Source organism: Terriglobia bacterium, assembly GCA_020072645.1.
In the GTDB taxonomy this organism is placed as follows: Bacteria; Acidobacteriota; Terriglobia; order Terriglobales; family Acidobacteriaceae; genus Angelobacter.
In genome coordinates this window covers 110,497-136,847 of the sequence record JAIQGK010000010.1, presented here as the reverse complement: position 1 = coordinate 136,847, position 26,351 = coordinate 110,497, and the positions used below count along the sequence as shown (strand labels likewise).

20 protein-coding genes are annotated in these 26,351 nt (G+C 52.1%); 16 read left to right on the top strand and 4 right to left on the bottom strand.

The genetic code is table 11. The features are described 5' to 3' along the window. Window position 1 precedes the first annotated feature (1 nt). Window positions 2-1,171 carry an ABC transporter permease gene (locus tag LAO76_15185; protein ID MBZ5492271.1) on the top strand — a complete coding sequence of 390 codons (1,170 nt, stop codon included), beginning with the start codon at window positions 2-4 and terminating at the stop codon, window positions 1,169-1,171. Window positions 1,172-1,498: 327 nt separating this feature from the next. Beyond that, window positions 1,499-3,019, top strand: coding sequence for a TolC family protein (locus tag LAO76_15180; GenBank protein ID MBZ5492270.1), 1,521 nt, complete (start codon window positions 1,499-1,501; stop codon window positions 3,017-3,019). Window positions 3,020-3,127: 108 nt separating this feature from the next. Here the strand turns inward: LAO76_15180 and LAO76_15175 are convergent, their stop codons facing one another. Next, window positions 3,128-4,276 carry a lactonase family protein gene (locus tag LAO76_15175; GenBank protein ID MBZ5492269.1) on the bottom strand — a complete coding sequence of 383 codons (1,149 nt, stop codon included), beginning with the start codon at window positions 4,274-4,276 and terminating at the stop codon, window positions 3,128-3,130. A gap of 264 nt (window positions 4,277-4,540) precedes the next feature. Here LAO76_15175 and LAO76_15170 point away from each other — a divergent pair, with 264 nt between their 5' ends. Together LAO76_15170 and LAO76_15165 are read left to right on the top strand one after the other, a co-directional pair. Then, window positions 4,541-4,999, top strand: a complete 459-nt coding sequence (locus LAO76_15170) for a DoxX family protein (protein ID MBZ5492268.1) — start codon at window positions 4,541-4,543, stop codon at window positions 4,997-4,999. A gap of 13 nt (window positions 5,000-5,012) precedes the next feature. Beyond that, window positions 5,013-6,488, top strand: a complete 1,476-nt coding sequence (locus LAO76_15165; GenBank protein ID MBZ5492267.1) for a hypothetical protein — start codon at window positions 5,013-5,015, stop codon at window positions 6,486-6,488. Window positions 6,489-7,596: 1,108 nt separating this feature from the next. On the opposite strand, the gene LAO76_15160 is transcribed toward LAO76_15165, so the two are convergent. Both LAO76_15160 and LAO76_15155 read right to left on the bottom strand, forming a co-directional pair. Then, window positions 7,597-8,862 carry a lactonase family protein gene (locus LAO76_15160; GenBank protein MBZ5492266.1) on the bottom strand — a complete coding sequence of 422 codons (1,266 nt, stop codon included), beginning with the start codon at window positions 8,860-8,862 and terminating at the stop codon, window positions 7,597-7,599. Between the two features lie 120 nt (window positions 8,863-8,982). Next, window positions 8,983-10,233, bottom strand: coding sequence for a lactonase family protein (locus LAO76_15155; protein ID MBZ5492265.1), 1,251 nt, complete (start codon window positions 10,231-10,233; stop codon window positions 8,983-8,985). Between the two features lie 404 nt (window positions 10,234-10,637). Here LAO76_15155 and LAO76_15150 point away from each other — a divergent pair, with 404 nt between their 5' ends. The 8 genes from LAO76_15150 to LAO76_15115 all read left to right on the top strand — a co-directional run bounded on the left by LAO76_15150 (window position 10,638) and on the right by LAO76_15115 (window position 21,705). Continuing rightward, window positions 10,638-11,375: an ABC transporter ATP-binding protein gene (locus LAO76_15150; protein MBZ5492264.1), complete on the top strand. Its 738-nt coding sequence runs from the start codon at window positions 10,638-10,640 to the stop codon at window positions 11,373-11,375. Next, the gene (locus LAO76_15145; protein MBZ5492263.1) at window positions 11,372-12,520 is read left to right on the top strand and encodes an ABC transporter permease; all 1,149 of its coding nucleotides are present in this window, start codon (window positions 11,372-11,374) and stop codon (window positions 12,518-12,520) included. Before LAO76_15150 ends, LAO76_15145 begins: the two co-directional genes overlap by 4 nt. 1 nt (window position 12,521) lies before the next feature. Then, entirely contained in the window at window positions 12,522-13,685 is a 1,164-nt protein-coding gene (locus LAO76_15140) for an ABC transporter permease (protein MBZ5492262.1), read from the top strand. A gap of 3 nt (window positions 13,686-13,688) precedes the next feature. Continuing rightward, window positions 13,689-14,897: an efflux RND transporter periplasmic adaptor subunit gene (locus tag LAO76_15135; GenBank protein ID MBZ5492261.1), complete on the top strand. Its 1,209-nt coding sequence runs from the start codon at window positions 13,689-13,691 to the stop codon at window positions 14,895-14,897. A 149-nt stretch (window positions 14,898-15,046) separates the two neighbouring features. Beyond that, entirely contained in the window at window positions 15,047-16,000 is a 954-nt protein-coding gene (locus LAO76_15130; protein ID MBZ5492260.1) for an SDR family NAD(P)-dependent oxidoreductase, read from the top strand. Between the two features lie 126 nt (window positions 16,001-16,126). Beyond that, window positions 16,127-16,495 (top strand): DoxX family protein, encoded by a 369-nt coding sequence (locus LAO76_15125; GenBank protein MBZ5492259.1) that lies wholly within the window; start codon window positions 16,127-16,129, stop codon window positions 16,493-16,495. Between the two features lie 1,011 nt (window positions 16,496-17,506). After that, window positions 17,507-20,923 (top strand): TonB-dependent receptor, encoded by a 3,417-nt coding sequence (locus LAO76_15120; protein MBZ5492258.1) that lies wholly within the window; start codon window positions 17,507-17,509, stop codon window positions 20,921-20,923. 239 nt (window positions 20,924-21,162) lie between these two features. Further along, window positions 21,163-21,705 carry a hypothetical protein gene (locus LAO76_15115; protein ID MBZ5492257.1) on the top strand — a complete coding sequence of 181 codons (543 nt, stop codon included), beginning with the start codon at window positions 21,163-21,165 and terminating at the stop codon, window positions 21,703-21,705. A 195-nt stretch (window positions 21,706-21,900) separates the two neighbouring features. Here the strand turns inward: LAO76_15115 and LAO76_15110 are convergent, their stop codons facing one another. Continuing rightward, window positions 21,901-22,710 (bottom strand): hypothetical protein, encoded by an 810-nt coding sequence (locus LAO76_15110; GenBank protein MBZ5492256.1) that lies wholly within the window; start codon window positions 22,708-22,710, stop codon window positions 21,901-21,903. A 103-nt stretch (window positions 22,711-22,813) separates the two neighbouring features. Between LAO76_15110 and LAO76_15105 the strand changes: the two genes are divergently transcribed. The 4 genes from LAO76_15105 (at window position 22,814) to LAO76_15090 (ending at window position 26,337) form a co-directional block, all read left to right on the top strand. Beyond that, on the top strand, window positions 22,814-23,023 hold the full coding sequence (locus tag LAO76_15105; GenBank protein ID MBZ5492255.1) for a helix-turn-helix domain-containing protein: 210 nt from the start codon (window positions 22,814-22,816) through the stop codon (window positions 23,021-23,023). 338 nt (window positions 23,024-23,361) lie between these two features. Next, window positions 23,362-24,087, top strand: coding sequence for a hypothetical protein (locus tag LAO76_15100; protein MBZ5492254.1), 726 nt, complete (start codon window positions 23,362-23,364; stop codon window positions 24,085-24,087). Further along, complete coding sequence (locus tag LAO76_15095) at window positions 24,074-24,814, top strand: hypothetical protein (protein MBZ5492253.1); 741 nt, start codon at window positions 24,074-24,076, stop codon at window positions 24,812-24,814. Before LAO76_15100 ends, LAO76_15095 begins: the two co-directional genes overlap by 14 nt. A gap of 362 nt (window positions 24,815-25,176) precedes the next feature. After that, window positions 25,177-26,337: a tyrosine-type recombinase/integrase gene (locus LAO76_15090; GenBank protein ID MBZ5492252.1), complete on the top strand. Its 1,161-nt coding sequence runs from the start codon at window positions 25,177-25,179 to the stop codon at window positions 26,335-26,337. Window positions 26,338-26,351 lie beyond the last annotated feature (14 nt).

Sequence of the window (26,351 nt, the reverse complement as noted above, 5' to 3'; positions counted from 1 at the left end):
CATGGGAGAATTCTTTCGCAAAGTCTTCAATTACCGGCTCGCCGCCCTGGTGCGCAAGGAGTTGATTCAGATTGGACGTGACAAGCGGATGGTCGGGTCGCTGACCATGCAGCCTATCTTGCAAGTCCTGCTCTTGGGCTTTGCTCTTAGCGCCAATGTGACTGATGTAAAGCTCGGCGTAGTCGACCAGAGCAGGACTCCTGAAAGCCGTGCTTTGATCGCAGCGCTTACAGAGAGCAGGAGCTTTAAACTGCAGGGGTCCTATTTTTCGGTCGAACAACTGGGAGAGGCGCTCGGCCGCGGCGACGTCGATGCGGGTGTGGTTATTCTGTATGAATACGCTCGTGAATTGCAGCGTGGACACTCGACCGATGTCCAATTTCTCCTGAATGCAACCAACGCCAATACCGCAGCCATTAGCCAGGGATACGTGGAAAACGTAATGCAGTTCTATAATCGCGACCTGGCTCATGAAGGGCTTCACGTCCGGTTTGAGAAAGTCGCAGTTCACGATATTGCTCGCCGTGGCGTCGTAACTCTTCAGCCCGCCTTCCTCTACAATCCCGGCCTCGATGGTTCCTGGTTCATCGTTACCGGCGTCTTGGGCCTCTTGCTGGTGCTCGATGGTTCATTGGTAGCTTCCACCATGATGATCAAAGAACGCGAGAGTGGCACCATCGAGCAGCTGCTCATGTTACCGGCCAGCACTTCGGAGATCATCATTTCCAAGATCATGCCCATCTTCTTTCTAATGTGCCTGATGGTATTGCTCGTGCTGACCATGCTGAAGCTTGTTTTCCATGTGCCGTTTCAGGGCAGCATGATTCTCGTGCTGGTGGGCGCCTCGTTTTGCTCGCTTGTGGGGATTGGCATCGGAACGGTAACTGCTACATTCAGCAAAACAGCCAAGCAGGCGTTGCTCACCAGTTTCTTTATAAACCCAGTCTTGGTTACGCTCTCCGGGGTTTTGACTCCGGTCGAGGCGATGCCGAGATGGTTGCGACCTTTCACCGCTCTCAATCCGCTAACGCACTTCGTAGAGATCGCTCGCGGGAGCCTGTTGAAAGGCAGTGGATTTGCAGATTTGTGGGCCCGCTTCCTTGGCCTGTCACTCTTGACGGTGATCTTGATCTCATTGAGCGTCTGGCGGTTTCGTAAACAGATCAGTTGAAGCTGCCCTGAGTTGCTATATCTCAGACCCGGCAGATGGGCGGAAGAGCAGCCCCTCGGGGTCGTTAAGGATTGGAAACCATCTCCTAAATACGCTTTAGCGCAGTTGGTGGAAGTGCGGGCCTTCAGGCCCGCGTTCCAAGCCTAGGTGAAATGGGCTTTTAGGCCTGGTGGCAATCCCAGGAGCATTTACGAGATGGGTCTAGAAGAAGCTGGTTGTAGCCCTCGTGAGTTTGTGCGGCTTAGCCATATCGTTGGTTGTGAACTGATGAAATTTATGATGCGATTGAAACCATTGAAACAGAGGCAGGTCTGCTTGGGAATCTTGATGCTACTCCCGTTGCTGATTCCCGGAAACTATGTTTGTGCTCAAACTGGACAGACGGCCAGTCCATCACCGGGAACGCAGGCGAACACCCTGCCGTTGTCCGGAAGAACAGGTCAGAGTGGATCGGTAACCACAATTCAAACACCCATCTCGGGAACGACGACCAGTGTCAACACCATCAATTCTGCTATCCAGGTGCAGGGACCATTTGCAGGTAGCGCGTTGAGCATTGTAAAGAAGCCGTTTTCCGGCAAACTTTCCCTGATGGAAGCTATTCAACGCGGACTGGGCTATAACTTGGGAGCCGTGAATGTATCGCAGGCAGTCCGCCAGGCGCAAGGGCAAAGCAGGAGCATCCGCAGCGCATTGCTTCCCAATTTGAACGGGGCTATCAATGAAACCGTCGAGCAAATCGACCTCCAGGCTCTGGGTATCCGGATCAATACGCCGGTTCCAGGGTTCACAATCCCTTCCGTGGTTGGACCTTTTAACTTTATTGATTTTCGCGCCCATTTATCCCAAACCATAGCCGACTCAACCGCATTGAATAATTATCGCTCCGCTAGGGAAATCATTCGTTCCAGTGACTATCTGGCCAAAGACGCCCGAGATCTTGTAGTTCTCGCAGTCGCCGGGCAATATCTCGAAATTATCGCGGCCCAGGCCCGGGTGAGGTCGGCACAGGCGCAGCTTGAGACGGCCAATGCTCTCTATGAACAAACTTCCCAAATGAAGTTTGCGGGTGTGGTTGCGCAGATCGATGTCAATCGCAGCCAGGTTCAAGCTCTCACCCAAAAGCAGCGCCTTACTTCCCTGCAAAACAATCTGGCAAAGCTGAAGATAGGATTGGCAAGGTCCATAGGACTTCCACCCACGGACCAATACGACATCACCGATGACGTTCCTTTCTCGCCTGCGCCGGAACTGACTCTGGAAGATGCATTGAAGCAGGCTTTTCAGCAGCGTTCCGATTTGAAGGCGGCCCAGGCCCAGGTCCGTGCTGCCGAGAAGGCGCGCGCGGCAGCGCGTGGCGAACGATTGCCTTCGGTGGCCGTGAACGCTGATTACGGCGTAATTGGCACGACGCCGTCACAATCGCACGGAACGTTCTCAGTCACTGGAACATTGCGGATTCCCCTGTGGCAGGGAGGCAGGACCGAGGGCGACATCGAACAGGCCGGCGCCGCACTGGCGGAGCGGCAAGCCGAATTGGAAGATCTCAAAAGCCAGATCGAAGCCGAAGTCCGCAATGACTACCTTGATCTGTTGGCGTCGGCAAGTCAGGTTGAAGTTGCAGCCAAGAACCTGGAAACCGGCAAGCAAACTCTTGAATTGTCTCGCCAGCGCCTTCAAGTCGGCGTCGCGGCTGCGGTCGAAATCGTGCAAGCTCAAGACGGAGTGGCCTCCGCTGAACTGGACTACATCAATAGCGTATTCGCGCACAATCTGGCCAAACTAAGCTTGGCGCGTTCGCTGGGAAGAGCCGGCGACAACCTGCAGCAATTTATAGAGTTCCATTAACGGAAAGCTCAAATGATTTGAGGGAAATCAGGGCAGGAGCCGAGCATTATCGGCTCCTGCTCAGGGCAAACTTCTCATCACAGCAAGGACAAGAGAATGGCCGCAAATTTAATCGTCGCCATGAGAATCATTACCTGTCTGCACCAGAACGATGCCGAGCGGCGCATATGGGACGCCTCCCGGAGGCGCAGGAACAATGACGTCGCCGGCATCTGCGACGCCTGCCTCCAATTCGGATCCCGTTAGGCGAAAAATGTGAACGCTGCCACTCAGGGGCTTCATCGCATAGATGAAACTTCCCGATTCGTCCATTACTAAGTCAGTCAGGGTAAACCCAAAAGACGACGTATCGTGCGAACTGACGCGCGTAAGTCTAGTTTGAGGATCAATAGTATAAAGTATAATCGAAGAAGAGAGTGGCGCGGTTACCCAAGCCTTTGTCCCCGCCTTGTCGGTTACTATCCAGCACGAATCTATCGTGGCGGTATCCTGGATAGAACTCAATATCGTGATTTCACCTTCGGCTGAGATGACATAGGACTTGACCCCAGGGAAATTGGCGAGTGTTCCAATCAGCTTATTCTGATGAACCGGGTTGAAGGCCAACTCCACAATTCCCGGCTGGTCGTGCAGTTCAGCAGTCTGGAGCAGCGTTCCATCGTCCTTCACGCGGAACACATCGATGATTCCAGAATCAGCAAGCGATCCCACCAGAAAGTGACCGTTTTTGCTAAATTTTAGGTCGGCAGGATGGTCCCCTATATTCAATGTCACGGCGGAGCCATGAATAGGGCGGAGACTACCGTTGTCTATCAAGAAGCCAGTCATATTGGGCGGCGTGCTGGCATTGCCATCATTGCCTACATATAAAAGATGGTCATGGATCGCAATGGTTTCTGGACCGATACCACCGGAAGGGATTGGAGCATGGGCCAGCCGCAAAGTTCCATCCTCCTGTACCGAAAAGATAGAGATGTCATTGCTGCCAGGATTGATGGCATAAAGACGGCCCTTACTAAAAACCAGGGAGTTCGCCTGCGCTCCTACAAATTCAGTACTCACTAGTCCGGCGCCGCCAGTGGGATAAGAGCCCAGAAGAGTCAGTGCTCCAGACTGCTGGTTTCGGGTATACGCCGTTACATAGTTGGGCCCGGTCGGGTTGGCAATCACATATATAACGTCGGACGCAAAAGCAAACGAAAGGCATGACAGTATCACCCCAGCAATCACGCAGCAAAATCTGATGCTCTTAAGCATACAAGAAGACCTCAGGGTTTCGTTAGATTTGGCATATGAACAGCCCAGGTCGCATGCTCTCGATATTTGCTGCTGCGAATGCCGAGTCAAAGACCTAAAGACCTGTAGACGGACATTTTCATGACCTGTGGACCGACATTTTCGTGACAAAAAGTGGAATAAATTCGTTGAAAATAATTGTCAGGCTTGGTTGTCACAAGAATGGTGCTCCGCATGTCATAGATCAGTATTGGTGTACAGCAACTCGATCTGGAGGTTTCTGGAATGGCTACTGACGCTGGAAGGATGGTGATGGCGTCCAGGAAGAGCCGTGAAGCCGGCCGGGGCATCGTAGTTCTATATTGGATTTTTACCCTGCTGCTGGTAGCGCATTTTTCCCTCACAGCTATTACTCTCATTCTCCGGGTGCCCATGATCACGGCCTTGGTGCGCCATCTGGGATACCCTGAGTACTTTCCCGTTTTACTCGGCGTTGCCAAGATACTGGGCATCGTAGCAATTTTGCAGCCCTGGTCCGCTACGCTCAAGGAATGGGGATATGCCGGGATGACGTTCGACGTAGGCGCTGCATTGTTTTCTCATATTTCCTCGCATGATACTGCGAAAGATATAGCCGGACCAATCGTGATCTTGGTTCTGATTGCAATTTCTTATTTTGGTTACGCTAAGGTTAAAAACCCGGCATTAGTCGAGGCCGACGTTTCCAAACGTCCAAATATTTGATCAGGTAATGACTATGAGATATAAGCGCTCGTTTTTCCTGGCGGCGATGCTTTTTGTGTCGCTCACCTTCCGATCATATGCTATTGATGGTCTCGAACCTGGAGAAGGCTTCACCAATGCCGATTTGAATGGCGCTTATGCGATTGCACTTTCCGGTAAGGATGCGAATGGATTTTTTGCCATTGGCGGCACATTCATCGCAGATGGCCATGGTCGCATTGCTTCGGGCGTGCTGGACGTGAACAAGACGCCGTCGCCAGTCACAAATTTGTCCATTTCCGGCACTTACAACATCGAAGCCGGCGGACGCGGCGCAGCCGAATTAACCAGCTCTGCCGGTAATTTCAACTTCGTATTTGTAACGCTTTCCCACCACCGCGCTCTCGTGATCAGGTTTGACCAGGACGCCACCGCCAGCGGCTCTCTGGATTTGCAGGATTCTTCTGCATTTTCTACTTCGGCTCTGGCGGGAACCTTGGTATTCAATTTAACCGGGCTGGGCCCTTCTGGAGGCCCAATGAAGACCGTAGGTTCATTTAAAACTAATACGTCAGGAACTATCACCGGCGGCATACAGGACAGCTCCGATATCGGTGCCATCTCCACGAATGAAGCCATCAAGGGTGGATCCATTCGCATGGAAACCAATGGCCGAGGTACAGCTTCGATCAATACGGCTGCCGGCGTTCGCAATTTCGCTTTCTATGTTGTCGATGCAGATCGGATAAAACTGGTTGAGACTGACCCGCTTCCAGCTTTGGCCGGAGATGCGTTCCGCCAGCGTGAACCTATCGGTAATTCTTTCCCGATCGGATCATTTGCATTCACGATTTCTGGAAATAATCTGGCGGCTGGCGGCCCCTTCGTTGCTGGGGGAGTATTTTCCTCCGACGGTAAAGGGACGATTATCAGCGGAACAGCAGATTTCAATAGAGTCGGCTCGATCGCACTTAACATGGGAATGTCAGGCACATATACGCTGGATGCAAACGGGCGCGGAGTGGGCATCATCAATGCTGCATCGGCCGGTACGCTCAACCTCACGCTTTATCCAACTGTCAATGGCATCCAGGTCATGGAGACGGACGCTGGCACAGCTGTGAGCGGTGCCATCTTTTCGCAACATGCTGACGACCTCACCGATGCGAATTTCAAGGGAAATTACGGACTTAACCACACCGGCGCGGATTTTCTCGTCCGCGATGAAGTAGATGCGGTCGCATTGCTGACGGCCAATGGCCGCGGGGGTGCAACCGGGATTCTTGATATCAATGGCGGTGGATCAACTTCCAGCGGAACTCCGCTTATCGGTAGCTATTCAGTCGATTCCACCGGCCGAGGATCGCTCATCCTGCAATCCCCGGCCAGGCGCCAAAACGCCGGCATCTACCTCGTGAACCGCAATGATGCCCTCTTCGTTGACCTGGATCCAGCCCTGGTAGCGGTTGGAATAATCGAGCGCCAGCGCCAGCGGCAAGGTCAACACTGAGAACGGGTACAAGCTAATTTCGATACTTGTACCAGGGATTGATTTTTAGAGCTTGCGGAAAACGAGCTTTAGCTGCTGGTGTCAGAGCACGACTTTTAGAGTTTGCGGGAAATACGATGGCTTTAGCCTCTGAAGGTATCAGGGCACAAGTTTACCTCGCGCCGCAGAGCCCTTAAAATCAGTCGGGCTTTCGGCCCCTGCTCTCTTTTCAGTCTCGAAAAGTGTTTTTCCGCAAGCTCTTTAATCGTGCCGAAAAATGCCATTCATTCTGCATCTTCGTGTTATATTCTCCTCTTGTTTCCGGGTTATTCGCGCGAGCTTAACTGGCGTGGCTAATTTATGAGGGTTGGCGGAGCCGTGTCCAAAAAGACTCTTTAAGATTCCCTGATTCCGATTCATACGCAAAATTGTTTATTCCTTAATCTCAGCCGAGGTGCTTGGCCCTTTGTTCTCAGCCCTTAAGCCAGTCTCAAACCAGCGTATGCGTCATTTCAGACGCACCTCTTTTCTGTAGCGGCAAATTTGCAAAAAAACGTGGGAGCACATCGTGCTACCGGCTTTGGCTTCTCGATTCTGGAAACAGGCTTAAGCGCGGGCAGTTATGCATTTTCGTCAATAAATACGCGCCTTGTCACGATGTCACGGTTTATGAAGGAGGATCAAAACAAAGGAACCAACGCCCCCGAAGGTTACTTTCTTGGTAAGCGGCAGATTCCCAAAATTCTGTAAAAGCTGGCCGCCAGAAGCCCTGCTTTAAGAAGCTAAGAGCCTGCCAGCGGCTCTTCCTATACCGGCAAACTTAAAAAAAAGCGTAGGAGCACATCCGCAACCGGCTTTGGCTTCTCGATTTGGGGGAACAGGCTAAGCGGGGGCAGTGTGCCTTTTGTCACAATGTCATGCTTATGAAAGAGGATCAAATCCGACTGGAGACGAACCCATTTGATCCACTAAATCCACGTCGTCCCCTTGGGCATCGCATTTGGCAGACGTGGAACTTTGCAGACGATTGATTGCTTACCTGCCGACCCAAGGTTGGCGTGGTCGGCTGAAAACCGCCTCGTGGCAGGAGAGAGGGGGCCCAAGCCCCTTCTTCTCTGCCAGAGTGGGTTTAATGGGCAACAACTCCCTCGGTGGTAAACGGAACTCCAGTTGTTTTACCAACCAAGGTTAGTGATCCGTCGCTGCCGATTTGATAGGCTTGGATCGTCGCAACTTTTAGCGGCAATGGAATCTGCGGTTTTCCATTGAGCCCATCGAGGGCAGCCGCGACATAAAGAAATTTGCCATCAGCTGTGATGTCCGCATCAATTGGCAAGCTAAATGGGCCACCGGTATCAACCGTGATCCCATTTACCAGGGACAACTCGCCATCAGGCGACAGTTTGAAGGTGGAGATGGAACCACTTCCTGCATTTATAGAGAATGCAAATTGTCCATCTGGAGTAAAGCGAATCCAACAAGCTGCAGTTTCGCCATTCTTTACTGCTTTGCTGATAGGAACGAGATTCCCATCGCTGGTAACGCGATAAGTTGAGGCACTGGTTTCATTGTTGACGGCCAGGCGGCGCGAAGTGTCATTTGTTTCTACGACGGCCAAAATGTTACCCCGCGTAAACTGGGCTCCGAACGGCGTGAGGCTGTTTGCAGGGGTTCTGGTTTCATCAATCGTCCTTCCATCCTCTCCCATTCGAAATACGTCCACCATGTTTCCGTTGAGCTCCGTCATTACCAGCACTTTGCCATCCGGACTAAATACGATGTCAGCGGCGCTGGCATCGGGGGGACCGACGATCTTTCTCGAACCTGGTATGAAGTGGAGTTTGCCATCTTCATTGAGGCGGAATCCCGTAATCGATGGTGTTGCTCCAGGGAGTTCATCAGGCGTTTGGCCGGCATTCGCGACGTAGACAAGGTGCTGGTGCTCAGTCAGGCTGACCGGAAAGATGCCTTGGGATGGGACCTTGTCCGTTAACTTCAGGCCATCGCGAGTGATATTCAATACCGAGATGTCATTACTACCGGCGTTCACGGCAATGAGAAAACGGCCATCGGAAGTCTTGATCAAAGCGTCCTGTGAATCGAGAGGAATTGGTCCGGGAAAGGGTGGCAGCGGCGGTGGCAACTCACCTGGTCCGCTTCCGAAGCCGCCAGTGGCAACCTCGCTAAGGAAGGTTAAGACGCCATCGTCGGCGCGATCATATACGAGTATTGTATTCCCGGTGCCCACATTCGATAAGACATAGACTCTATTGTTGACTTTTGCGTTGTCACCGTCGTCGTGGACGGCCGCACTGGCACTCAGGGACAATGCAAGGACCAAAATGGTTGCACTCACCAGGGCCAACTTAGCTCGAAAGGCCTTCAATAAATTCATCTTTTTGCTCTGCTTTCTCACTGGGACCATCCCAGCAGCTGTAGGAAGTATTTATTCATAGATCAAACAGGAGTCACTTCTCCCCGTTCGCAAGGCGTGAAACCCGCCAGGTCTCTTCAACTAGCGGGCGACGAGGCCTTGAACACTGTTTGGGATGTCGCCCACTGTCGCTATGGGAATCAGAGTGCCATCCTTTTGGATCTGATAGCCCTGCACGCGCGCAGGAGAGTCTGGTGTTGGAAGCAGTGGCGGAGTATGGGAGATTTGTCCCAGAGAGAGGACTACATAGAGAAACTTGCCATCGGCTGTTATATCCATATCGATAGGAGCGCTGAAGGCCCCTCCGGTAGAGACGATACCTTGCAGAGCCAGCTCCCCTTGCTTCGATACCGTAAGGGTAGAGATAGTGCCGCTCAGCGTGTCGACAGTATAAGCAAAACGGCCATCGAGGCTGAAGCGGACCCAGCAGCTTCCTGTTCGATTGATAGCCACCGAATTACTAATCGTTTGAAGCGAACCATCGCTTTGCACTCTGTAGCTGGATATAGTTGAGGCATTAGGCAGCCCTTGACGCCGCCCATCGACAGGGATGACATGAAGTTCGGTGACCGTCATGATGTCGCCGCGAAATGCGGCTCCGAAAGGAGTAGGCTGGTTCGTAGGAATGGAAGTCTTGCTTCCGGGAGTACCGTCAGAACTTACATGGAAGACATCCAGCAGATTGGTGAACATTTCAGTCGCGACCAGAGTGCCTCCATCGCCGCTAAAAATGATGTCCGATGCGCCGGTGTCTGGCCCAAGATCTCTGGTCGAATTCGGAATTGGGGACAATTTTCCATCCCATCCCAACTGAAACCCTGTGATGCTGCCGGATTTCCCTAGTACGTCAAATGGGCTCTCGCCTTCATTCAATACATAAACTATGTCCCGGTGTTGTGCGATGCTAACGGGGAAAGCGCCGCCACTTGACTGCTTACTTGCTAGCTCCAAACCGGAGCGGGTCACTCGCAATACTGAGATCTCATTGCTGCCGGCATTGACTGCCAGCAGGAAACGGCCATCTGATGTCAAGACGATCGCATCCTGTGATTGCAGCGGGTCGGGACCTGGATTGGGAGGTAATGGTGGCGGGAGAACGGCATCATCACCGCCCAAGCCGCCAGTGGAGACTTCTTGCAGTTTGGTTAGAGAGCCGTCCGCGGCCCGATTATAGACGATGATTGCATTGCCCGATGGCCTATTGGTCATCACATAGACTCTACCGGCGTCGTCTCCGTCATCCGGCGTAACCGCCTGCGCCGCTGTCACGGCAAAACTTATTGTCAGAATGACGGCAAGCAAAGGAGATCGGAAAACTATAAATGCTTTCATGTTTTTTCCTTTCGTTCATAAGGGTCGTTAAATAAGGGTTCGCGATCATAGGGATCGTGTCGAATAGTTCCGTTCCGGACAGGCAAGGCGCCACGTCAGGACGAAGGCTGCGATTGATTTACTGAGATTGCCACGTTGATGCTATTCAAAAAGATCTGCCAGATAACGAGAAACATTGCCGACCTGTTCCTACGTCGTCGAGAGTGTGGCGGATAATCCAGCGGGAGATCATTCAAACAAATTAACTGACTCACGTATATCTTTGAAAAGATACATCAAAAAGATTAACCTGCTTGCCTGCCTTCTGGTTTGATTTTTGCCAGCAGTTTGTCACGAACTGATGTAATCTCCGGTCTTTAATGTCACATAGCCGATGTTCCACTATGGCCAAAAAAGAAAACGAGATGTCACATAAGGACGCTGTCATTCTGAATAGTAGAGACGCCGTCGTTCTGAATCAGGTGACCCGGACCTATCGGCGCGAAGGCTTTGAGGTGCGGGCCCTCGATGATGTGACCATGAGGATTCCGCAAGGAAGTTTTGTGGCCATCATGGGGCCGTCGGGATCAGGTAAGACAACCATGCTCAACTTGATCACCGGGATAGACCACCCGACTTCAGGACATGTTTCCGTTGGCGGCGAAGAGATCACTGGAATGAATGAGAACGATCTCGCAGATTGGCGTGCTCGCCATATCGGTCTCGTATTCCAGTTCTATAACTTGATCCCGGTCTTAACAGCATTTGAGAACGTCGAATTGCCGCTCCTGCTCACTGACCTCGATAAAGCGGAACGCAAGACCCATGTCGAGGCCGCACTGGAGGCAGTGGGATTGGCCGAACGGATGAACCATTATCCACGGCAACTCTCCGGTGGGCAGGAGCAAAGGGTGGCGATCGCGCGTGCTATCGTTACTGATCCAACGATCGTCGTTGCCGATGAGCCAACTGGCGACCTCGATGCGAAGTCCGCCGAGGAAATTCTCACTCTTCTTTCCGAACTCAATCGGCGGTTCAAGAAGACCATTGTTATGGTGACCCACGATTCACGCGCTGAGCGTTATGTGGACAGCATCTTTCGCTTGGACAAGGGCGTCTTTATCCATGCCGAGAGCGTCCTTATCGGGGGAGAAGATCGGTGAAGTTCGCAACTCTCGTCTTAAAGAATCTGTTCCGCAACAAGCGTAGGACGATTCTGACCGTGCTGTCGATCGCCGTGTCTCTATTCATCTTTTCCGCCCTGGTAAGCCTTCCTACGGTTGCCAATCACGTGCTTGCCGACTCCGCTTCCTCGGTTCGACTTGCTTGCCGCACAAAGATGGGGCTGGCCTATCCGTTGCCGGAAGCTTATAAGAGCAAGATTGCCGCTACTCCCCACGTTGTCGCCGTTACACCGGAAAACTTCTTTGGCGGCATCTATCATGAGGTCTCGGATCAATTCCCCAATATTGCCGTTGACCCCGGGCAAATCGACGTGATGTGGCCTGACTGGGGGTTTTCTCCTGGCAGCGTCGAGCAATACAAGAAGCTTCGTACCGCATGTCTCGTGGCTGAAGGCACGATGAAGCGCTTCCATCTTGCCGTTGGCCAGCAAATCCAGCTACGGGGGGCAGGCTATTACCCGGTAAGTGTCTCGCTAACTATCGTAGGAACCATTGCGAAGGGACCAGCGCCGAGCTTCATGATATTTCACCGGGACTATCTCGAGGAGTTACAAGGGCGTCCTGGCCGTGTCGATAATTTTTGGGTGCGCGCCGACAGCTCGGCTGCTGTTCCTCAAATCATTCAGGCATTGAATTCACAATTTGCAAATTCCTCGGCGGAGACGCAGTGCGATTCTGAGGCGGTGTTTCTGGGCAACGTGATCGGCCGCTTTCGAATGTTTTTCACGCTTGCCAGGTTGCTTGGCTTGATCATCGTGCTCACGATTGGATTGGTTGCCGCGAATGCTGCTGCTATGTCGATTCGGGAGCGGCGGAATGAGATTGCAGTCATGCGCTCGATCGGCTTTCGTTCCTCGCGGATTCTGCGTTTACTGATTGCTGAATCGGTGGTCACCGCTCTCTCCGCCTGCATTCTGGGCGTCGGAGCAGCGTTCGGTCTGCTGAAGGTCTTCTCGGTGACATCGGATGTTCTTGGACCGTTCGTTGGCGCCATTCAGATCCCCATCGCCGTGCTTTTGGAGACGGTCCTCGCCTCGATTCTGATAGGGCTATTGAGTTCATATGTGCCGGCAAGATCTGCATTGCGGCGGAAGATTAGCGATGCGCTCAGGATAGTGGATTGAAATGGCCATTCCCCTGAAATATAACCGAAGAAGCCTGATGGTCCGGCGGGTGTCGAATGCCATGACCGGCGGAGGTATCGCGCTAGTAGTGGCGGTTTTCGTCGTGGCCATGGCGATGGTCTCAGGAATCTCCCACGCAATCCAGCATAGCGGCTCAGACGACAACATAATCGTTTTGGCCCGCGGTTCAACCACCGAGACCGGCTCTTCCGTGAAGATTGATCAATTCGACGCCCTCAAGTTTTTGACGGAGATACGCCGCGACGCTGATGGAAATCCTCTGGCGTCGGCTGAACTGGCGGAGCAAATCCTGATGACCCGTCAGAATGCAGGCCTGGATAGCCTGGCCGTTCGCGGCCTGCTCCCCGTTGGGTTCGCAGTTCACGATCAGGTTCATATCATCGCTGGACGCAAGTTCACGCCGGGCCTCAGCGAAATCATTATCGGTAAGGCGCTGGTTGGGCGCTATCCGGGATGCAACCTGGGTTCAAGCATGCGCTTTGGCCGGAGGTCCTGGAGCGTCGTCGGAATCTTCGAGGCGGGTGGCAGTTCATTTGAATCGGAAGTTTGGGGCGATGTGCATAGTCTGCAGGAAGACGCGAATCGTGGAACGGTCTTCAACAGTGTTCGTCTAAAACTAGCGAGCGGAGCCGACGCCTCCGCGCTGATCCAGCGGATGACCGACGATCCTCGAATCAATCTTCAATCCGAAAGGGAATCGGACTATTACCGTGAGCAGTCCGCTGTCGCTGACCAGGTGCGCGTGCTTGGGATGCTGGTAGCGGGGATCATGGCTTTTGGCGCTATCTTTGCTGCGATGAATACGATGTACGCAGCTGTTTCCGCGCGCACTACGGAGATTGCAACACTTCGTGCCCTGGGTTTTCGCCCCTCGGCGATCGTGGCTTCTTTTCTGGTTGAGTCGCTGGTGCTGGCGCTGGCAGCCGGCACGATTGGCGTACTGTTGGCCATGCCTATTAACTGGTTCTCCACCAGTTTCAATGCAGGCCTGGCCTCCGCGACACTCGAGTTTGGCTTTCGCGTGACTCTCCCGATCGTGATACAGGCCTTGTTTTTCGCTGGCCTCATAGGAATCGCCGGTGGATGGTTGCCGGCGCGGAGGGCGATGAGGCTGAGCGTCGCATCAGCACTCCGCAGGATATAGAAAATGTCTTCTCCTTCAGTTCGCAAATTCGACACGCTCGATACTTTGCGCATCGCGCGTCGCCCGGAACGGAAACGCGGACGCGGAAAGTCTCGTGGAATCCTCGGGCTTCTTTTGATTGGTATTCTTGTGCTTGCTAGTTCGGCTTATGTTCTCTATCTGCGCGCGCTGGTGCGTCGAGCTACAGTTGAAACTTTCATGGTCACGACCCAACAGGGCAGCCAGTCCGCGACGCTGTTGACCGGAACGGGCTACGTTGTAACCCGCCATAAATACATTATCGTAGGAACCAAGATTCTCGGGCAGATTGTCGAAGAGCCGATCGAAGAGGGACAGCGAGTCAAAAAAGGAGACTTGCTGGCGAGGATTGATGATCGAGATTATCAAGCGCAACTGCGGCAGGCCGTCGCAAATCGCGATCTTGCCTATGCCAATCTTCGCCTGATGGCTGCCAAGGCACAGCGCCAGCGCGAACTGTATACAGCGGGGATCATCTCCAAGGATGATTTCGACATATCCGAAAATGCATTGGCTGTGGCCCAATCCTCTTTGAGGCGAGACGAGGCTGCTATTGACTACGCAAAGTTTGAAGTGAATCAGTGCGTGATCATATCGCCGATCGACGGTGTTATCTTGCAAAAGTATCGCGAATTGGGAGACACGATCAATTATGGCGGGCAAGTCCAAGCTGGTGGAGGCGCTACCGATATCGCGCAACTGGCCGATACTGCCGACATGCGTGCTGAAGTTGATATCAACGAGTCAGATATCAGCAAATTGTCAATGGGCATGCCGGCCCTGGTTGTACCCGATGCCTACCCGGACGCGCGCTTCGATGCAACGCTGGTGAAGATCTATCCTGCGGCCGATCGGCAGAAAGCTACGGTTCGAGTCGAAGTGCAAATCCGTCAACCGAATCTTGCTGTCATCAAGCCGGAGATGAGCGTCAAGGCAAACTTTCTGGAAAAACGCGCTGTCCTCAAGGATAGACCTCGTATTTTCATTCCTAAGAAGGCCATTTTGCGCGAAGGAAACGATGCTTTCGTCTGGATCGTCCGAGATGGCACTGCCAAACGGGTTTCCATTCTGCGGGGCAGCGAGACGGAACGAGAAGTCGAAGTACAGAAAGGGCTGAAAAACGGCGATGTCGTGGTTACCTCGCCTGGCGCAAATCTTGGTGAGGGCCAAAAGGTGCAGGTGATGGCGCGATGAGGGTAACCGTCGGATCGTACCGATTTAGGAATATTTAGTTTGGTAATTGATAGATATCACTTACCAGAATTTGCGATTCGCGACCAGCAGTATGGTTCGGGCAGTGTGAAGGAAGAGACGTGTCAGTTCAATCCATAGAGAGTGAAGAAATGAAAACAGTTATCATCACGGGAGCGAATGTCGGTATCGGCTTCGCCACAACCAAGTTTCTTGCCGCTATACCCGACTGGCACATCGTTTTGGCCTGTCGCAACAGGGAAAAGGCACATGCCGCAATGAGCGCTGTCAAGAGCATTCATCCTGACGCGCGCCTTAGCTTTGCGCAGCTTGATCTTTACTCTCTTGCTTCCGTTCGCAGCCTGCCCGCGGCCCTGGCCTCCATGCAACTCCCTCCAATCGCGGCCCTCGTTCTCAATGCGGGCGGTAACAACATGAAAGCAAAATCAGCGGAGTTTACCGAAGATGGTTTTGAGCGAACTTTTCAGTTGAATTTTCTAGGTCATTTTCTGCTGGCCAACCTTCTTGTCAAACAGATGACTGCGCCGGCTCGCATCGTGTTTGTATCGAGCGATCTTCATGATCCCGCTGCGACCAAGATGGGAAAGATCGCTCCTCCTCGATATGGTCCTGTGGAGGATTTAGCGAAAGCCAAAGGCACTGCCGCCAATATGAAACCCATCGCACGTTATGGAACGGCAAAGCTATATACCATGATGACAGCCTACGAACTTGATCGAAGATTTCGGCAGGAAAAAATACAACTCACAGTGAATGCATGGTCTCCCGGTGTCGTTCCCACCACGCAAGCCGGAAGAGATGCGAATCCTATTATGAAGAAACTCATGATGCAGCCCTGGTTCATCAAATTCATGGGTTCACACCTGACAACGGACGAGGAAGCAGGCCGTGGGCTCGGAAGCCTTGTGGCCGATCCGAAATACTCGGGCGTGAGTGGAAGATATTTCTTCCGTTTTGGGGAAATCCAATCGTCGCCCGACTCGCGCGACGAAAACAAAGCCCGGAGCGTATGGGAACAAAGCACCATGCTTGCTGGACTTTCGCAAGAGGAAACAGAATATTATCCGATACAGCCGGTAGCTTAATTTGACTGCCATCACCACTCGGCCCGCGATCTCTTTGCCTAACAGAGTATCGCGGGCATAGCAGAAACCTATTATTCCTTTATGAATTGCTATTTCATTATTTTTTATTTCTTTATAAACCATTATATAAATGTTGCTCTATGGGTGATGCAAACGATATTAGCGTTTGGTTTCGTGTTTGGTGGACTTAACAAAATTGTCCAACCAAAAGAGAAATTAGCCGAAAAATTCCGCTGGTTTTGGGTGAATGATTTTTCTGCAGGCGCCGTAAAGCTGATAGGCGTAGCGGAAGTCGCTGGTGGTATCGGCATAGTCCTGCCAACACTTTTGAATATTGCGCCGCTTCTCACTCCGATTGCTGGGATCTCCCTGGCAATCTTGATGTTAGGAGCTCTTGTTGTTCACCTTCGCAGAAAAGAAAATTCGGAAGCCGTGGCGCCACTGGTTCTCGTATTCGTATTTTTGTCAATAGCATATGGACGTTTCACCTACTAATTCGCTGTCGACATCTGAATAGTAATCTTTATCCCGCGTCACACCTGGGGGCTGGTCGTGATCCGAGCGGCGCTCTGAAACCATGACAAACAAAGGTGTCATTGTGGGAATTAGTATCTTTAGATCTGTCTAATCTATGAGATAAGCTTTGATTCCAATATTCATGCAAGGAATCTCCTCGAATCTACGACAAATGAGTCAGAGTTGCAGTTCGATTGCGTGTCTAAGCTTCCAAAATCTGCAAATCACTTTTAGGCGAGTTGCTCAAGTTGGTGCTTGGCATTCACTCCAGTATCCACTTCCGCACGTCCGACTTTGGTCGATTAAACTGGGCGACCAGATTGGATTGAGTGTGCTCCAAGACCGCGCCAAGTGCTATATCGAACCGTTTTCTATGGACATCACCAAAGTGGATGAAACAACAGCAACTATCCCAAATCCTGGTAACGGGCAAGTTTAGTTGCCAACTAGGCAGTGAAGTTTTGTGTTTGAATGCACGATAAAAGTGCAGGCATTTTTGAAGAGTTTGAACGGTTGTTTAGCTGTGTGCTGTGTGGCCTTCTTGCTTTACCCTCCTTGCCTGGCAGCAAATTGCGGCGCTCTGCAAGGGCATTTTTTCATTTCCTGCTTTGAACATGTTTTGTCATTGAAATTGCAGATCTGTTTTGCAGGTTTGGCCTTTAACTGCTGCGATCTCAATGATCTAAATGATGTGCTTAAGCTACTTGAATGATCCGGACAGCATTTATATGAAAATCTTTGACTTAGCGCATGAAGTTGCAGCAGATACAGGCGGGCCAAAGAGTGTTCCCATTGATTTCTCGATTACCGACAATGGCAATTTCCTCTAGGTACTGAGCTCGTTCATCGGAACAATCCAGGGTTATCGCGTTGAATATGACGGAACGCTACTCACAACAGGATTTCCCATTAGCGTCCAAGGAATCATTGCGCATTGAGATAAAGACTGACTCTTTTATAGGGCTAGTCCGTTTCACAATTGGAGGAAAGATGTTCACAAGACTGAAAAGGCATTGTCTCTTCTCTGCACTGCTTATGGCCTTGGTAGGGGCACTGTCTGCTCATGCGCAAGTGGATTATTCAACGGCCACGCTCAAGGGAACCGTCTATGACTCGCAAGAAGCGGTCATTGCATCCGCCAATATCACCGTGACCAATCCGGCGACGGGTTTCACCAAAACCGTGATAGCCAATTTCGACGGCGGTTATACGGTACCGGCATTGAAGCCTGGGGTATACCAGATCAGCGTTGAAGCTCAAGGATTCCAAAAAGAAGTGGTAAAAACCTTTACCCTGGCGGTGGGCACGATTTCCGTTTACGATGCATATCTGAAGATAGGTTCTACGTCGGAAACCATAGAAGTCACGGGCGACACCGCGCCAGTGATTCAAGTAACGCAGACCCAACAAGCCGATTACATCAACCAAGTCGCAGAGCAGAACATCCCCAGCATTGGCCGCGATTTCTCAACAACCATCCAGTTATTACCAGGGGTAACTAATGCCAATGCCATTCACTCTTCAGGGGCACAACGCAATATCGGAGCGTTTTCGACGAGCAATTTCACCACCGCAGGCGGCAATGGGCGCGGCGGATTGGTTACGATTGATGGTGGCGAGAATGAATACGGGGTGGGCATCACTCGCACAGTGCACATCTCTCCAGATGCCATCCAGGAACTGCAGGTCAATCGCAATTCGTTTAACGCAGAGTTTGGCTTCACCTTGGCCGAACACATTAATGTGGTAACCAAATCCGGTGGAAATCAACTGCACGGCAATCTTTTCGGGCTGTTTCGCGATCAGATAACGGATGCCAAGCCATTTTTCCAAATCGGTAACAACAATGCCACAAACCAGGATTACCATGTTGGCGGCTCCGTGGGAGGCGCGCTGATCAAAGACAAGCTCTTCTTCTTCCTGAATACCGAGGCTTACAGGACGGTTTTCGAGAGTCTTAAAAACTTCAATACTCCGTTTCTTCTGGGCTTGAATGATATGCAAACAGGCGATGCGGGGATTGCTCTTGCCCAGCGTAACTATGTGAGCCAAGTTTCGGCTCTGAATCCGGCTCTGGGTTCTGCTTTGAGCAGTGCCCTAGTTCCTTCGACGAATACCTTCTGTGCTTCCTTCAACTGCTTGCACCAGTTAGTTGATGGCCAGAGCGGCTTTGTCCCAGCCGACCAAAGATGGATCGACAGCGTGGCCCGTCTGGATTGGCAGCTGAATGACAAAAACACCCTCACATTCCGTTTTCTGCATGAGCGAGAGGACGCTCCTATCGATCTGGGTGCAAGCGCAGGCGGTTATGGCGGGGGCGTCGGCCCCTCTGTTGCGGGCAGCTATGCCCAGAACGATACGGTTCGCGACTGGGAAGCGCTGATAACCTGGAGTCACGTATTCAGCCCAACGTTCCTCAATATCCTGAGGGTACAGATCGTCCCCGAAGACATTATCGACCTGACTTGGAACAATGGTCGCGGCGGTCCTACCACGCCCTTTGACGTGTTTGCCGACGGCTTTGGCACATTTGGCCCCATTCTGGGAGCAGAAGTATTTGCTCACCAGCGTCGTTATCAGTTTGAAGACAGCGTTACCTGGTCTCACGGTAAACATACCTTCAAATTGGGAGAATCCTATCGGCCGGTAAAATACACTTTTTTCAGCAACCTGTATGCTCACTCGCTGATTGCTTTTGTCCCCGGGGTTACACCTGTAGTTTTGGCCGGCGGAGCAAAGTCGCCATTGGTGCCTCAACTCATTGGAGTCAACTTCTTCCTCCAGAGCCAGCCTGGAGTCCCGGACGGCGCATTTGGATCGGGATGCGTGGGCGGAGTACCCGCAACTGCCCCGAATTGCCTGGGCCCATCCGCCGCTAACCTTACCTCGCTTCAGGCATTTACCGCTGGGCTGCCGACCCAATTTCGCACCTCCACCGGCAACAATGCTTTCATCTCCAATTGGGCGCACTACGGCGGCGTCTACTTTCAGGATTCATGGAGAATGTCGTCGCGGATTACGGTCGATGCGGGAATACGGTTCGATGTGGATCAGGAATCATTCTCTGGTCAAAATCCCAACTACTATGCTTCACCCCGATTGGGCATTGCCTATGACATATTTGCTGACCACAAAACCGTGCTCCGTGCCGGCGGCGGCGTATTCGTTGCTCCCGCCCAATTTCAGAATTCCTACTATTCCAACCTCTACAACCCAAATGGATCACTCGGTTTTGCCCAGGCAGTGGAGAGCCTGGGCACGCCTGGCTACAATGCACTGGTTGGGCGGCTGTTTGAGTCTGGAAATTTTCCTGGCCTGGGAATCGTAACTGCGGCAGACTATGCCGCTGCTGGAATCCCCATTGCTCCAGGCCAGCCCAATGGCACGGGGATCGTGATTCCCGCGACTGGCTATAAGAACAACTACAGCATTCAAGGCAGCCTGAGCGTCCAGCGAGAATTGACCAGAAACATGTCGATGGAAGTCGGTTACAATGTGCAGCACACGATCCACTTGCAGGATCCGCTGGAAATAGGGTTCGTAAACAGCGGTAACTTCGATCCGCTGCTGGGTCCCATTCTCACTCCCAATCCAGCGAACAACCCACTAATCGGAGGCCAGCCCAAATTCGAGACGCTCACGTCATTCTGTGCTTGCGGCAGCGCCATCTATCACGCGGGAACGATCTCTCTAACCCGCCGCTTCGTCGATCACTTGCAATTCCAGACAAACTACACTTACGCAAGGGCTATCGACGATGTGTTGGATTTCTTCTCGTTCAATAGCTCTTACTTCCCAACTAGTCTGGGCAAGGAGCGCGCGGTTTCTGCCTACAACGTCTCCCACATATTGTCCGCAGGCGCGGTCTATACCACGCCTTTCCAGTACAACGCAGGAAACTTTTTCACGCGCGCGCTGGCCGATATAACTCTGTCGCCGGTCGTAAGTATCCACTCCGGCACCCGGTTTGAGCTTTTCGACAGTCCTCCTGCAGGCGTGTTTGGCAACGGCCTCGTGCAGGAAGCGCTCAACCAGGCTCGCCCCTTCAATGCTCCGCGGAATAGCGGTATCCTGCCCTGGAACTATCGCTGGGACCAAAACATCAAAAAGGACTTCCGTGTTTCCAGGGACCATGAAACCGTGCGTCTCCAGGCCAGCGTGACCATCGCCAACGTACTGAATCACACTAACTTTACTGGTGTAAATGGCATTTTCCCGGCAGGCACTGCGGCAGCAGCAGCAGCTACGAGATTTCCCAATGGCGGCAACTTGCTGAATGGTCCTTATGCCCTTCGGGGTGTCAAGGCCTTAGACTTCAACGGGACGATTCCAGGAAGCGTCCCGCTGGCGTTTAACTCTGCGGACCTCGCACGCCAGGTTCAATTTGGTCTGCGCTTAGCCTTCTAAAACCATTTTCCCCATCTCTTGCCAGAGATGGGGATGTCACCCCGAAGCGGATCTCTCAGAAGGCTTAGGGGATTATTTGTTCTTCGGGTCTGGTACCCTATAGTTCTCCCCAATACCCCGCAAACGCCCGTTTAGATCTATATTTTTCGAGCTAAATCAGGGCGTCTTTAGGAGTTGCGGGGCATTCATCATTGCACTCGGAAATATTCTGGGGAACACCTGTCTCCGGCTTCGGCAAGATGGTTCAGAAAAAATTCATTTTCCTTGCAAAATTGATGGATCGCGCGCTAAAACCTTCCGACTCAAATCTCAACACCTTAAGGAGAAACTATGATGCGCCATGCATTATTGCTAATTGCTGTCGCTTAGTCGCTTATATGTTCGTAGGCGATTTGCATGCTGATGGAAGACTGGCTACTGGCTCTTCAGTTGTTTTGCTGGAGGGCGTTGACATGCTGACTGGGACTCGGAAATCGACCTGTGCTAAGGGCTCTGCAACGCACGATGTACATCGGGATAATGTCTCACTGGATGTGGATTATGTAACGAGTGCCGAAAGTGTCTATAGATTTGTTGAAACAAATGCATCAGCCCAATTTGGCATTGGCGTCGGGCAAAAAGTGAGCATGAGTTTTGGAATGTCCAGGGAGCAGTTCTTTTCAGCAAAATCGACCGTTCTCGCCATAGCCGAAAAGTCACGACGTCATCCTCCATTGTCACGGGGCCGTACTCTTTATACCATTTTAGTTAATAGGGTACTGATTGAAGCTATGCTACTGTAAGTTCGGCGAAGCTCCTGCGGCAACATAGAGGATGGCGAAAGCATTCGGAGACGAGTTGCGGCGCAGAATCTTGCAGTGTTGCGAGGAAGGCCAACAAACCCAGGAAGAGATCGCACAACGGTTCAAGGTAAGCCTTCGTTATGTAGGGAAGCTGGTTGCGCACAAGAGAAAAACGGGGCAGGCCGAACGCATTCCTCACCGTCCTGGACGCAAGCCGAAGTTTACCCCACCGATCCGGGAACGGCTGCGGAGTTGGCTGAAGAGCCAGCCTGATCTCACGCCTCCTCTCACTGGTATCCACCTCCAGATTCCCCCGGAATTTGACGAAGTAATTGCCCGGGCTAGAAGCCACATCGCTTCCTCGCGAAGCGCTTTTTCAGGAGAACGAGAAATCCATTCCCTTGCGGGTTTATGAACTCGAACCCAAGGAAGGTCGAATTCGTAAAAACCTTCGCCTGGATTTCCTGGTTCAGAGTTGATCGGCGGATCTATCGAATCGAGTTCAGGAAGAACTCGGAATAGGTTAAGCCAAGCCCGTCTGAGTGCATCAGCAGAGCTGGAAAAGAAGAGGTCCGTCAGTACCAAAAACCTCAATTGACGAACCCAAAAGTCGTGAGCATCAACCCAATCCCATGTTCCAAATCCGAGGTCGGCAACGCTCCAAGTCAACGGTCCCCATTCGTTTAGAAAACTGAGAAGTTCGCCGACGTCGCCGGATTTCAGTAAACGAAAAGTGTGGTGCGGAAAAAGCGACCGGTTTTTGTCTTTCTCTTCCAGCTCGTACGTTTTGCGCAAAGTAGTGCGGATGAATAGACGATTGGAGTCATTGAATAAAACCATCGGCGGTCGAGACCCGGACTCAAGTGCATCATTCTCTTTCCATTCGTTCCATTGTGTTGACTCAATGCACTCTACGTCTCCATATGTAGAGTCTGCAAGCGATTTTCCTTTCCATTTTTTTACAAACAAGGAAGGGAAATCGGATTTGTACCATTCAAATGTCATGGGCTCCATGCGTCTAGAACATTCTGGATTTACTTTCTAGACGGTACTGAATATGCAATATTTGTTTCGTCATAGTCAAAGAGATGCTTCAGGAGTCAGTCACATGTCAATTAAGCATTGGAAAGTAGCGGACCTAGCGAATGAGCTAGGGCTGGCTCCAATCACAATACGAACTTGGCTTCGACGCGGAGTTCTTGAATATGTAAAGCTCGGCCGCTCGGTGAGAATTCCAAATAGGAGCGTGAACGACTTATTGCGTCGCGGCACGGTTCGCCGCAAGAAAACCGATCAAACACAAAAGGGCAGCCTCTAAATGAGGAATTCGGCTGGAAACAGTACCGATGAAGCCGAATCGCATGGACTCGGAAGCACCGCGACGACAAAGGCGATTAGCGAGGCTGAACTGCCCGCGAGGGAGCTGAAGCCTAACACCACCCAGTTTCCGAATATTCTTCTGGATAAGTTCCTCGCGATAGTGGAGCCAAGCGATTGGAAAATTATCTCCCACATTGTCCGAAAGACCTATGCTGGCACAAGGAGCGGGACGCGATCTCTGCAACTCAGCTTTCGAAAGCGACTGGCCTTACTGACAAATGGTGTTCGGAACGGTGCGAGATGCTCGCCGCAGCCGGCCTGTTGCAGAAGGGGCCCATGGCAAAAGATTCCAGAACCGGACGCCAACTCGGGCACATGTGGAAGATTAATTTGAATTGTGCGCCTATAAATGTTCTTACCTACCTCCGGGAAAACTCCAGAACCGCCAAGAAAAGGGGTCCACTAAGTGGACCCCGAAACTCAGTTAACCCTTCGACTGAATCAGCTGTCTCGGGTCCACAGAATGAACCCTTTGGGGGTCACTCAGTAAACCAACAAAAGAAACTATCAAAAGAAAATATCAAAAGAAAAATAACATTGTCGCATGAGGCGACACCCAACTATCGACGTCGACGTTTTATCGAATACCTGAAGATCTACCGGGAGCGTTTGAGCGGCCGCGATACTTTTCAGCCAACCGCGAAGGATTTCAGGAACCTGGATATATGGCTGCGAGAGCACCCAAACACCACCCTAGAAACCTTCCAACGCTGCCTAGGCTATCGCGCTCAAAGTGTCGCAGCCGGAGAGGTCAGTGCAGCTGAAGAAATTTACCGCTGGATCGGCACAATTTTGGAATTTTCCGAAGGGCCTCTGAATAGGTATGGCAAGCCTCTCGGTCAAAGCAAAGAAGGAAAATATGGAACAGGCAAAACGGAAGCTATTGCCAGCAACCTCAACACCGCCCTCGAGCGGAGACGAACTGGACGCATGGCTGGCGAAAAGATTAGCAACATTGCAGAGTGCATTTCCGGGGCAGCCGCTGACTGTGGAAGCAAATGATCTTTACCTTTCAGAGTTCGAACTGATCTTTAGGCGGATTGGAGGGGCAGCATTTGACGCATTAATCAGCGCTTGTATTCGGGAATGTAGATTTACCCCAACACTTGCGGATATCCGTGAGCGTGCAGGCCTAAACCAGGAAAAGACTCAAGAATCGGAAGCCCAGCAAGCGTGGCTCACTGTGATCAGCTATCTCGGCTGCTACGGAAGCGAAGGCCGCGGGATTTATCGAGGCCGGCATGAGACCACTGGCGAATTGATCATGGAGTATCCCCCAAAGTTACCGCCGAAGATTACCTATGCGGTCCGATTCGCGGGAGGGTTAAAGGCGATCGAACAAACTCCGGGTAGTGAACTTCATTTCAGGCGCGATGATTTCTTAGCCGGTTATAAGGCATATGAGTCCACTAAATGCTTCCCTTTGCAGCTTCCCGAGGACTTGCATCACCTCCTGCCCGAACTCGCAATGAGACAAACTACACCATCGCCAGAAGAGTGGACGAAACGGCGCGCCTTGAACACCCGGCGCGAACTGCGGACGGGCACTTTAACCGCGGGTACCCAACTTAGAACTGCACTCACGGAAGACCAGGCAAAGAAAAAATCTCAGTCTGAATCGAAGAAGCCTTACAACTTTCCGCCGCCGCTCACAGACCAGCAGTTGGCCGAGAAGAAATGGGAAGCTGAGGCCCGAGCACAAGAATACATCGCAGAGCAGAGCAAGTGAACACATTTGCATAAGTTGCGACCATTTACGCCTGAAACTTAATGCCCTAGCAGCGAACACCCCTCGGTATGACCAAAAAAGAAGAGCACCTTTGATCGGCAGAACGGATGAGCAATTCAAGAGGAGCATATGGCAGAGTACCAATTCATTGACAGCAAACAGCTCGCCTCTCGCTGGAATGTGCCAGAAACCTGGGTTCGTGAGCGTGTGCGCCAGCGCGCGGAAGATCCTTTGCCGCATGTGAGGTTTGGTAAGTACGTGAGGTTCCGGTGGGGCAGCCCTGAGCTGGACGCCTGGGCGGAAAGGCGTATAGTTGGTGCTAACAACAGGGATATGGGGCGAGGCCGTGGAAAGGAGAAGCAATGAAACGGACTCGTCATCAGTCAGGCTATGTTTTTCGCAAAGGAGATAACTGGTATCTCCGCTACTATGACAACGTTTTGCAGGGCGGCGAGGCAGTTCGCTTACAGAAATGCAAAAAGCTCTGTGCAGCTTCGGGGCAGTACCGAAGCAAGCGTGCAGCGCAGGTGCTCGCAGCAGAATTTCTGCAGCCCTTTAATGATGGCACTCACACACCGGAAAGCACTATGACCTTGGAAACTTTCGTCGATAACCGCTACTTGCCATACATCGAAGAGCAAAAGCGCCCATCCACTTACCGCGGCTACAAGAATATGTGGCTGCGATACCTGAAACCTCGGACAGAAATCGCAATGCGAGATTTCAGGCCGGTTGAGGGTGAACAGCTCTTGTTGGACATCGCTCGTAGCGAGGATTTGACGCGGAGGACCTTGGGGCACATCAAGAACATGTTGAGCGGAGTGTTCAGCTATGCCCGGCGCATCGGGATACTGAACTCGCCGAATCCCATGCGGGATGTGCCGATCCCCAAGGCGCGAGCAAGCGCGGAAACCCACGCTTACTCGCTTGAGGAGATCATGCGGATGTTGGTCGTGGTCCCACCAGGCATTGCTCCCATTGTTGCGGCGGCTGCATTCACCGGCGCACGCAAGGGAGAGCTCAGGGGTTTCCAGTGGGAGAACTACGACGGCGAGCAGATCCGGATTACCCAGTCGGTTTGGCGGGGTCATATCGGTGAGCCCAAGACAGCCAAGAGTTCGGCGCCCATTCCGGTGATCGCACCTTTGGCACGGTTCCTCGAGCAGAAGCGGCAGGCCGCCGGGAATCCGACAAGCGGCCTAATGTTCCCAAACAGTCTTGGACGCCCGATGAACTTTGACATGCTGGCGTTTGAGGTCATCAAACCAATGCTGGGGAAAGCCGGCATCCAGTGGCACGGCTGGCATGCTTTCCGCAGGGGTCTGGCAACCAATCTTTACCGGCTTGGCGTGAAGGACAAAGTCATTCAGGCCATACTGCGGCATTCGAATCTCAGCACCACGATGAATGCCTATGTAAAGTCGGTCAGTTTGGATGCCACTGCCGCAATGCGCACACTGGAAGCGATTTATGCAACCAGTATGCAACCGGCGGCCGAATCGCCGACAATCGTGTTGCAGTGAAGAAACCTTGGCAC

Bases quoted from the DNA above. Each gene is read 5' to 3' on its own strand.
- LAO76_15130 (MBZ5492260.1), top strand. From the start codon at position 15,047: ATGAAAACAGTTATCATCACGGGAGCGAATGTCGGTATCGGCTTCGCC.
- LAO76_15105 (MBZ5492255.1), top strand. From the start codon at position 22,814: ATGTCAATTAAGCATTGGAAAGTAGCGGACCTAGCGAATGAGCTAGGG.
- LAO76_15120 (MBZ5492258.1), top strand. From the start codon at position 17,507: ATGTTCACAAGACTGAAAAGGCATTGTCTCTTCTCTGCACTGCTTATG.
- LAO76_15175 (MBZ5492269.1), bottom strand. From the start codon at position 4,276: ATGCTTAAGAGCATCAGATTTTGCTGCGTGATTGCTGGGGTGATACTG.
- LAO76_15185 (MBZ5492271.1), top strand. From the start codon at position 2: ATGGGAGAATTCTTTCGCAAAGTCTTCAATTACCGGCTCGCCGCCCTG.
- LAO76_15110 (MBZ5492256.1), bottom strand. From the start codon at position 22,710: ATGACATTTGAATGGTACAAATCCGATTTCCCTTCCTTGTTTGTAAAA.
- LAO76_15180 (MBZ5492270.1), top strand. From the start codon at position 1,499: ATGCTACTCCCGTTGCTGATTCCCGGAAACTATGTTTGTGCTCAAACT.
- LAO76_15150 (MBZ5492264.1), top strand. From the start codon at position 10,638: ATGTCACATAAGGACGCTGTCATTCTGAATAGTAGAGACGCCGTCGTT.
- LAO76_15155 (MBZ5492265.1), bottom strand. From the start codon at position 10,233: ATGAAAGCATTTATAGTTTTCCGATCTCCTTTGCTTGCCGTCATTCTG.
- LAO76_15170 (MBZ5492268.1), top strand. From the start codon at position 4,541: ATGGCTACTGACGCTGGAAGGATGGTGATGGCGTCCAGGAAGAGCCGT.
- LAO76_15140 (MBZ5492262.1), top strand. From the start codon at position 12,522: ATGGCCATTCCCCTGAAATATAACCGAAGAAGCCTGATGGTCCGGCGG.
- LAO76_15090 (MBZ5492252.1), top strand. From the start codon at position 25,177: ATGAAACGGACTCGTCATCAGTCAGGCTATGTTTTTCGCAAAGGAGAT.
- LAO76_15135 (MBZ5492261.1), top strand. From the start codon at position 13,689: ATGTCTTCTCCTTCAGTTCGCAAATTCGACACGCTCGATACTTTGCGC.
- LAO76_15165 (MBZ5492267.1), top strand. From the start codon at position 5,013: ATGAGATATAAGCGCTCGTTTTTCCTGGCGGCGATGCTTTTTGTGTCG.
- LAO76_15115 (MBZ5492257.1), top strand. From the start codon at position 21,163: ATGGTTCAGAAAAAATTCATTTTCCTTGCAAAATTGATGGATCGCGCG.
- LAO76_15100 (MBZ5492254.1), top strand. From the start codon at position 23,362: ATGGCAAAAGATTCCAGAACCGGACGCCAACTCGGGCACATGTGGAAG.
- LAO76_15160 (MBZ5492266.1), bottom strand. From the start codon at position 8,862: ATGAATTTATTGAAGGCCTTTCGAGCTAAGTTGGCCCTGGTGAGTGCA.